Genomic DNA, 9134 nt, shown 5'->3' on the forward strand with positions numbered 1-9134 from the left:
ACAGTGAACACCATCACTGGTGACACTGGCATCAAGAAAGCACAGGACGAGTACGAGAAACTGATGAAAAACAAGTCACCAAAAAGCAGGAGATAAAAATAGTGGAAAAATAAGCTTCAAAAAACATACTTATTTTTCTATCAGTACTTAATATGTTGATATTTAAACAGTAATAAAAGAAAAATAAGGAGCACCATCATCATTTTAATACTTGCCAAAAATTTTATTAAGTATGTAATATGCCCAATTTACAGTAAGAAAAATAAGCAGTCTATTTCGAATATAAATACTTATTATGTCATTATTCGGAAAAATAAGCATTATTTTTATTACTTATTTTGGTAAAATTTTGTATATTTGCAACAAAAATAACATATTATGGAATATACATCTCTCTTAGAAAAACAGATTATTGGTCGTTTGCGGATTGACAACCCTTGGTGGACTGAGGGCGAAATACATGAATATTACAAGGCAATGACCCCTCGTATGTATCTAGATATATTTCATCCGCTGGTAACAGAAAACGACATAAAACGTGCAATTATACTTATGGGGCCTCGTCGTGTAGGTAAAACTGTTATGCTTTATCATTGCATACAAAGGTTACTGGATAATGGTGTGCCGCAACAGAACATCATTTATATATCTGTAGAAACCCCTATTTATAATAATATTTTTCTGGAGCAGTTGTTCACACTTTCCAAGCAAACATTGGGACAGCCTGTTGACAGCAAAGAAAAATACTATGTGTTTTTTGATGAAATACAATACTTAAAGGATTGGGAAGTTAATCTAAAATCCTTGGTAGATACATACAAAAACGTAAAATTCGTAGCTAGTGGTTCAGCTGCAGCGGAATTAAAGAAGAAAAGCATCGAAAGCGGTGCCGGACGATTTACAGATTTTAGCCTTCCTCCTTTGACGTTTTATGAGTATATTCATCTCAAAGGATATGAAAAACTGATGTACCCTACAACGCTTGCGTGGAAAGGTGACAGTATTAAATATTACAACACAGTTGATATTCAGAAACTTAATAGCCTCTTTATTGACTATATCAATTATGGCGGATATCCTGAAGTCGTATTCAGTCAGAAGATACAGGAAAATCCTGGGCAGTTTATCCGACACGACATAATAGACAAGGTGCTACTTAGGGATCTGCCTAGTTTATACGGAATAAAAGATGTGCAAGAACTTAATGCTGTATTCACTATGCTGGCATACCATTCTGGTGGACAATTTTCTTATGAGGGACTATCTAAAGAGTCTGGGGTAAGAAAAGAAGTCCTAAAGAAATATATTCAGTATCTGGAAGCGGCTTTCTTGATAAAAGTTATTCATCGTACCGATGATACTGCAAAATCTTATCAACGCGAGACACAATTCAAAATTTACTTGACAAACCCGTCATTAAGATGTGCTTTGTTCCAACCAATCACTGAATCAGACGAAGAGATTGGAGACATGGTAGAAACAACGGTTTACGCTCAGTGGATTCCGAGGAAGTCTACCGACATAAGTTATGCTAATTGGAGAATAAATAAAAAGAGTCAAGGAGAGGTTGACATCGTCGGCATAGATCCTGCACGTCAAAAGCCGTCATGGGCCGTAGAAGTAAAATGGTCAGACCGCTATGCCGAACGTCCTGGAGAATTGGAGGCTTTGCTGACCTATATGCCAAAGAACAAACTTACTGAAGCAATAGTAACAACGAAGACTATCACGCAGACGAAGGAACTGGAGTTTGTCACTTTGCATTTTTTGCCAGTTGCATGTTATGCATATACTGTTGCAGAAAATACAATCCTTAGTAAATATGACGAATATGGGTTGTAGTAGTCTTTTCTAAGACAAAATCGGTTGGTTACCTTTGTGGTAATCAATCGTTTTTGTTTTATGGAGATACTAATCAACGGCAAACAGGCAGCCTTGAAGAAAGGCACATCATTTGAGTTCATTACAGAGAACCGCTACTTCACAGGAAGCGATTCCTATACGCTGTCAATCACTTTCCCTTTGCGTGGTTGTGCGCAGAACCTTGCTATCTTCGGCAACATCCATCGCACCGATGTGGACAAGGGAAAGGTATTGTTCGACTGCGAGATTCGTGACCGCGGTTTCTACAAGGCTGGTTCCGTCACTATCGTTGAACTCAATGAGGTTGAGGTCAAAACCCAGTTCCTTGAAGGACGCAGCGAGCAAAACTTTGACGAGTCCTTCGATGACGTGTATATCAACAATCTTGACCTCGGCAAGCCCTATATCACCCAGTCAAGTGCAATCACTCCTGACCTTGCATGGCAGGGAAGCGAAGCGGTTGCATTGCCATGGTGTAACAATGCATCGGGTAATATACAGAATGATGTGGAGTTTGTGAATGGCTCCTATAAATGGACTGCCGAGACACGCGGACTGTCATGGCAGCCGTTCCTTCTGGTCATAGCCAAGAGGATATGCGATGCCGTCGGATATGCCTATGACTTCACCGAGTGGGAACAGTCATCTTACAGGTATCTGCTTATCTGCAACACATTGCCGTATGCATGGAATATGTCTGACTATGCGGCGGCATTGCCTCACTGGACGGTGGCAGAGTTCTTCGAGAAGTTGGAGTATTTCATGAACTGCGAGTTTGACATCAACCACAAGGCGAGGTCAATCTCATTCACCTTCTCAAAGACCGCTATCGAAAACGCTGCGCCGGTGTTGCTCGACAATGTTCTTGATGAATACTCGGCAACAGTGTCGCAAGACGAGAACAGCTGCGAGTACCGCGAATCGCAGAACCTGGTGTTCCGCAAGTGCGACCACCAAATGTGGATGTACTACGATTGCCGTTGGTTCATCGAGGAGTTCCGCAATGCAAACTACGTCAAGGAATACGCTACGATGAATGAACTTGTTGCGGACGCTGGCTACTACAAGGTTGTACGCAACTACGGGCGAGGAACGCTTGTCCAGCAGATGCTGTATGCCAGGGATGTTGACACATACTTCATCTTCAGGGCATACAAGAATGTCGTTGTCAGTGTGATGAAAGTGGGCAGCCATGAACTCAAAACCTACGATTACTACCTGCGTTTGCAGCCAGTGAACCAATTTGGAGGTCGTATCGCAAGCGAGGACGAAGAAGCAAGCGAGATTGAACTTGACTTCGTTCCAGCATACATAGACCTCACCGAGGACACCAAGGGCGACTGCCTGTTCCTCTCGTTCAGCGACTACAACGAGGACACCGCCAATGTCGGCGATACCGACTTCCGCAGCGAGGAATGGCAGAGCCAGTTGTTCCAACCGCTGTCAGTCCAACGCTTGCAGAACGGTGAGGGCGTGGAACGCAGCCAGTACTTTGACCGCATCTATGTAGGCTTTTGGAACGGGAACATTCCCAAGAGGGGATTGTACCCATTCCCAATCACTGACAGAGTTGTCTGTTTCCCTGATATGACTTGGAAGGAGTATGACTTTTCGCTCCGAATCAACTCACGGCACAAGTCATCAGGTTTCGTCACCCATGACATCAACCCGAAGCAAAGGTACACCTTTTCGTTCCTTGCCGACAGGATCCCGAACATCCGTTCCGTGTTCCACATCAACGGCAAAAGGTACCTCTGTGAAAGACTGACTGCGACCTTCACCGAGTCAGGTCGCAGCCAAAAAATCCAAGCCCAATTTTGGAAAATCGAAGAATGATTATCTTCTTAGTGGAAACACCAAAGGAAACACTAAGGGAAGCACAAAGGGAAACACTAGGGGAAACACCTATTTCTTGCCGTAAAGCACCCAATCGAGCACCCTGCGATTGGCTTCATCTACCTTGTTTTGGTCAAAGTCAATGTAGATGTCGGTGACGGTGTTGTTGCCGTGTCCAAGGGCATGGGCAATGACATCTTTAGGGATGTCGAGCGAAGCCGCTATTGTAGCCCATGAGTGACGTGCCCAGTAGGTTGAGATTTCGGGGAACAAGGGATTGAATGTTTTCTTGCCTCCCAGTCCGCTTCTTGTTACGGGACCAATCTTCTTCAATGCCATGTTGATGTGCTTGGTATAGTCCTTGTGGTCCTTATAGCGGTCAAGGATGTCCACCAACCAATCCTTTCCCTTGTTGCGCTCGATGATTTCAAGTGCCTCGGGCTCCACCTTTATACTATATAGGCGGTGGGTCTTGGCACGATAGAAGTCAACTCGCCCGTCCTTAATCTCCTTGAGATTAGCAAGGTCCACAGTGTTGATGCCTATGAGCATGAACATCAGCTTGAAGATGTCTAAATAACCCTTGTTGCACTTCTCCACAGGATAATTGAACAAGGTGCGCAAGTCCTCAACCTTGAGGTTGCGCTTGCGTGTTGCCACATTCCTAATCTTAAACCTGCGGAAGGGATAGGCTGTGGTAATCTCATCGTCTATGGCATCATTGAATACCGCACGGATGTTGCGGAAGTGGATGTTGCGGGCATTGACTGATGGAGCGAACTCAGAGAGGAACAAGTCAAACTGAGTCAACCAATCCTTGTTGATATCCTCGAAGGTGAGGGTAGGCATACGGAAGTTCTTGCGTTCTGCAAACTCTTTAATGCGCTTGTAAGTAACCTCATACAATCGTTTCGTTCCCGAACTCTTTGTGTTCATGAACTTTATGAACCTAGCTTCAAAGAGATTCTTCGCTCTAATCTTTTCACCTTTTTCAGGGTTTGACATAGCCTCAAACTCCTGCTTGATGTCTGATGCAGACATTTCTCTCAGTCGGTTTTCATAAGTGAGACGGAGTAGAAACCCATCAACTTGATTTTTCAAACCAAGGATGGAGAGATTGTGGATTTGTGACTGTGGGTGATTTACAACCATAGAATGCTCGTCATCCCATTGGTCTTCAAATAATCTACACCCTGTTGAAACGTATGCGGTCTTGGTCTTGTGACTAATCGCAATTTTCAACATGCTCGCTACACCAGGCTTTACTCGCCTTGTGTCAAGAAAAATTCTTGTGTTTGCCATAAACAAAAAGTGAGACATCCCTCAATTTTTCAAAAATGTGCAAGTATTTGTGCAAGTGTTTGTGCAAGTCTCGTCAAAAATGTGCAAGTATTTGCGCAAGTGGTGACCAAATGTGCAAGTATTTGTGCAAGTATTTTTGAGTAAAATTGAACATTTTTGAGTAAATTTGAGCAAAAATGCCGTTTTTTTTTGCCTACTCAAAGCGATTTTACGTAAACAAAAAAGTTGATAATCGCTTGATTACCAACTTTTTCTTACGTGGTCGGGATGACTAGATTCGAACTAGCGACCCCACGCCCCCCAGACGCGTACTCTAAACCGACTGAGCTACATCCCGATCGCACTATGCGGGGTTTCCCCCGAAAAGCGTTGCAAAGTTACTGCTTTTTGTTGGACTGTGCAAATATTTCGGAGAAAAAATGCTCAAAAATGTGTATTTTGTGCTTCCAAGGGCTTTTTTAAAGCAAAAAACCGCACGATTCGCATCGACGCGGTTCTTTTTCACTATTTACTAATTAATAACTTGTATTACCTGGGTGTGTGGTATATGTCGTGTTTCTCGATGCAAAGTTACTGCCTGTGACTGGATGCCACAATACCTATTTGTGGGTAAATATTTCGTTTTGGGCAGGGGGAATGGTGTGTATGTGGCGTTTTTTATCTATATTTGCGATGAAAATTTCAAACGATATTAGTTATGAATCGTAGGATTTTATTATTTGTTGTTGTGCTGACGGTTGCTTTGTCGGCTTGGTCGCAGTTGTTGTGGCGTGTGAGTGGCAACGGGTTGGAGAAGCCGTCTTTCTTGATGGGTACTCATCATTTTGCTCCGGCCGATTTTATTGACAGCGTGAGTGGGCTGAATGATGCTATCAGGTCGTGTGATGCTGTTTATGGCGAGATTCATCGTGACAGCATGATGAACATTCAGGCACAGCAGCGCGTTGCGATGGCTATGGTGGCTCCTGCCGACAGCACTCTCGACAAGGTGCTGACGCCTGAACAGTATGCTGTGGTGAAGAGGGTGGTTGATGGCTATCTTGCGCCTGCGGGCATCACGTTGGCGTCTTTGAACATGCTCAAACCTGCTGGCGTGAGCATTCAGTTGCAGGCATTGCAGGCGTTGAAATTCTTTAAGGATTTTGATCACAACAAGCAGATTGACCGCAGTGTGCAGAACCGTGGCGAGCAGGCGGGCAAGACGCTGGGCGGCTTTGAGACGGTTGATGAACAGGTGGCTATTCTGTTCGGGACTCCGATTGCAGACCAAGCGGAGGGTCTGGTGGATGTGTGTGAACATGATGCCGACTTTGAGCGTGTGAGCATCGAACTTGCCGAGGCTTATGTGCGTGAGGACTTGGATTTCATGTTGCGGCAGATTGTGACGCCTGATGCAGGGCTTGCTCCCACCGATGCCGAGCTGGAACTGCTGCTGTGGGAACGCAATCGGCGATGGGTGGAGAAGTTAAAGGCGCTCATGCCGCAGCAGTCGGTCCTGGTGTGCGTGGGGGCGGGGCATCTGCCTGGCGAGAAGGGGCTGATAGCGTTGCTGCGTGATGCCGGCTATGTGGTTGAGCCAGTGTCGAAATGACGGAACCCGCATATAAAGAAAAATGGCGGTCCAGACTTTTTTGCCTGGACCGCCTCGCTTATTAACCTCAAAAAACCTCCTAAAATTTATGGTTGTGTGTGTATGAAGAAATTTTCAGATTCAGGTTGTGCGGTTGTGTTTTCCGTAGCGGTTAATTGAGATGGTGTCAGTTGATTGCGATGTGCTTGACCTCGCGCTTGAGCTCCTCGGGGAGATGCTTGGGCAGTTTCACGGTGAGCACACCGTTCTCGGCTGTTGCGCTTATTGCTTCGCGGTTCACTTCCTCGGGGATGATGAAAGTCTGGGTGAACTTGGTGTGTGTGAATTCACGGCGCAAATAGCGTTGTTCTTTTTCGGTGGCAGGAGTTTTCTCCTCGCCGCCTTCTTGTGTTGCCGCCTTCTTTTCGATGGCGATCACCAGGTTCTCGTCTTCGTTGATTGTGACGTTGAAGTCTTCACGTCCCATGCCGGGAGCGGCGAGTTCGACGGTGTAGGCGTCCTTGTCCTCGATGACGTTGATAGCTGGTGCAGTGCTTGTTGCAGTGTTGTGCATGGCAAGTGTGTTGTTGAACATCTGGTCAAAAACCTCGGGTAACCAGTTGCGGTTGTTTCTTGTAACGATCATAATTTTAATCTCCTATATTTTTTTAGTTATACAATTCTTTTTTCTGAACTCGGTTGGTTGCCGTGTTCGCTCACTATTGTGCAAGTGTCATGCCAGATAGGAGATGGGTGGTTTTGTGGTGACAAAATGGCATTATATATGCCAAAATGGCAGTTGTATAACAAAAGGGTGGCAGTTTTTTCTCCGGAGGGCTATTTAAGCTCTCTAGGGTCTTGACCATGGTGTAAGGTTCGCTTGTGCTGGTGTATTTGCCGATACCATGTTTTCTAGGGTCTCTAGATTTTTACTGCTTGATGGTGACTTTGACCTTGGCGATGCGGTATTTCACAACTTTGAGGACTGTGAAGGTGAAGCGGCCGTAGGTGATTATTTCTTGTTCCTTGAGGAAGTCTCCCTTGAGGTCGAGCAAGAGTCCTGCAAGTGTCTCGGCGTCTTGTCCATGCTCGTCGAGTGAGTCTTCGTCGATGTCGAGCACACGGCAGAAGTCGGCAATCTGTGTCTTGCCGTCGAATGTGTAGGTGTTCTGGTTAAGTCGTGTGTAGAATTTTTCCTCGGTGTCGTACTCGTCGTCGATGTCGCCCACGATTTCCTCGAGCACGTCTTCAAGTGTGGCGATACCTTGAGTGCAGCCATACTCATCGACGATGACCGCCATGTGCATTTTCTTCTTGCGGAAGTCCTCGAGCAGGTCATCGATCATGCGTGTCTCGGGCACGAAGTAGGCCGTGCGCATGAGGCTCTGCCACCGCCAGTCGTCGCCGCGCTTGCCTATGTGGGGCAGCAGGTCCTTGGCATAGAGGATGCCCTTGATGTTGTCGGGCGTCTCGTCATAGACGGGCATGCGAGAGTAGCCTGTGTCGATGACTTTCTTGACCACCTCGTCAAATGTCGAGTCGATGTCGATATCTACAACGTCGATGCGCGGGCGCATGATTTCGCTCACGGTTTTGTTGCCAAACGAGAGTATGCCCTCGAGCAGTTCTTTCTCGTCCTCGTTTTTAACGTCGCTAGCTTCGAGAGCTCGCGAGAGGTCGTCGGTCGAGATTTCGTCGGCCTGCTTGGTTACCACTTTACCCACGATGCCAGTGCCCTTGACCATAACTGCCGATATGGGCGTGAAGAGTTTCACCATGGCGTTAAGCGGAGCCGATACCATCTGCGCGAAGCGCACGTTGTGGTTGGTGGCATAGAGCTTGGGGATAACCTCGCCGAAGAGCAGGATGAGGAAGGTGAGGAACACCGTCTGAACCAGAAACTCGATAATGCTGTTATCAATCTTGAGTACGTTTTGGAGGCCGTAGAACATGGTGACGACAATCATGACGTTGACCAGATTGTTGCCTATGAGGATGGTGGCTAGCAGTTTCTCGGGTTTGCTCAGGAGGCTGCTGATGCGGTCGCGCTGCGAGTCGCTGGTGATGCCTGCAATTTGTTCCTTGGTGAGTGAGAAGAATGCAATCTCGCTGCCGGAGTTGAACGCCGACAAGAACAAACCCAGCACAGAGACTATCATAGCCACGATGCTGCCTGGTGATGGTGCATTAAAAGATATGGGTGATTGTAGTGCCAGCGTGATATAGTCTGGCAAAAGCATTAATAACGACGATAAAGGGTCAGGGTCCAAAGTGTTGTATTTAAGTTAAACAAATATGCTGGTTTTATAAGAGAAAACCCCTTCAAAACACAAAGCATGGAAGATGCTATTTACATCTTCCATGCAAAGTTACGAATTATCTGTGAATTAGCAAAGTTTTTTACGATTTCATAAATGAGTTCACTCTAAAAAGTCGGCGAGCCGACTTATGACTAAAATTACGTTAGTTTAACACTAAATCGGTCTTTGACATTTTGTAATCTGGAGAAAAATGCGTATATTTGTATAGAAAATCAAGCACATAGACATGTTCAAGAAATCGA

6 protein-coding genes and 1 tRNA gene are annotated in these 9134 nt (G+C 45.7%); 3 read left to right on the forward strand and 4 right to left on the reverse strand.

Annotated elements, in window-relative coordinates:
- Positions 1-378: 378 nt before the first annotated feature.
- Both ACKI3C_RS12205 and ACKI3C_RS12210 read left to right on the forward strand, forming a co-directional pair.
- Complete coding sequence (locus ACKI3C_RS12205; protein WP_407405450.1) at positions 379-1842, forward strand: ATP-binding protein; 1464 nt, start codon at positions 379-381, stop codon at positions 1840-1842.
- A 60-nt stretch (positions 1843-1902) separates the two neighbouring features.
- Complete coding sequence (locus tag ACKI3C_RS12210; protein WP_407405452.1) at positions 1903-3699, forward strand: hypothetical protein; 1797 nt, start codon at positions 1903-1905, stop codon at positions 3697-3699.
- Positions 3700-3768: 69 nt separating this feature from the next.
- Here the strand turns inward: ACKI3C_RS12210 and ACKI3C_RS12215 are convergent, their stop codons facing one another.
- Both ACKI3C_RS12215 and ACKI3C_RS12220 read right to left on the reverse strand, forming a co-directional pair.
- A complete protein-coding gene (locus tag ACKI3C_RS12215) occupies positions 3769-4740 on the reverse strand; it encodes a tyrosine-type recombinase/integrase (RefSeq protein WP_407405454.1) in 972 nt (323 codons plus the stop codon).
- 520 nt (positions 4741-5260) lie between these two features.
- Positions 5261-5338 (reverse strand) — tRNA-Pro (locus ACKI3C_RS12220).
- A 360-nt stretch (positions 5339-5698) separates the two neighbouring features.
- Between ACKI3C_RS12220 and ACKI3C_RS12225 the strand changes: the two genes are divergently transcribed.
- A complete protein-coding gene (locus tag ACKI3C_RS12225; protein ID WP_407405456.1) occupies positions 5699-6592 on the forward strand; it encodes a TraB/GumN family protein in 894 nt (297 codons plus the stop codon).
- Positions 6593-6758: 166 nt separating this feature from the next.
- Here ACKI3C_RS12225 and ACKI3C_RS12230 read toward each other — a convergent pair whose 3' ends face one another.
- Both ACKI3C_RS12230 and gldE read right to left on the reverse strand, forming a co-directional pair.
- The gene (locus tag ACKI3C_RS12230) at positions 6759-7217 is read right to left on the reverse strand and encodes an Hsp20/alpha crystallin family protein (RefSeq protein ID WP_407405458.1); all 459 of its coding nucleotides are present in this window, start codon (positions 7215-7217) and stop codon (positions 6759-6761) included.
- A gap of 283 nt (positions 7218-7500) precedes the next feature.
- Positions 7501-8805, reverse strand: coding sequence for a gliding motility-associated protein GldE (gene gldE / locus ACKI3C_RS12235; protein ID WP_407405460.1), 1305 nt, complete (start codon positions 8803-8805; stop codon positions 7501-7503).
- Positions 8806-9134 lie beyond the last annotated feature (329 nt).

The organism is Sodaliphilus sp. (assembly GCF_045598405.1).
GTDB lineage: Bacteria > Bacteroidota > Bacteroidia > Bacteroidales > Muribaculaceae > Sodaliphilus > Sodaliphilus limicaballi.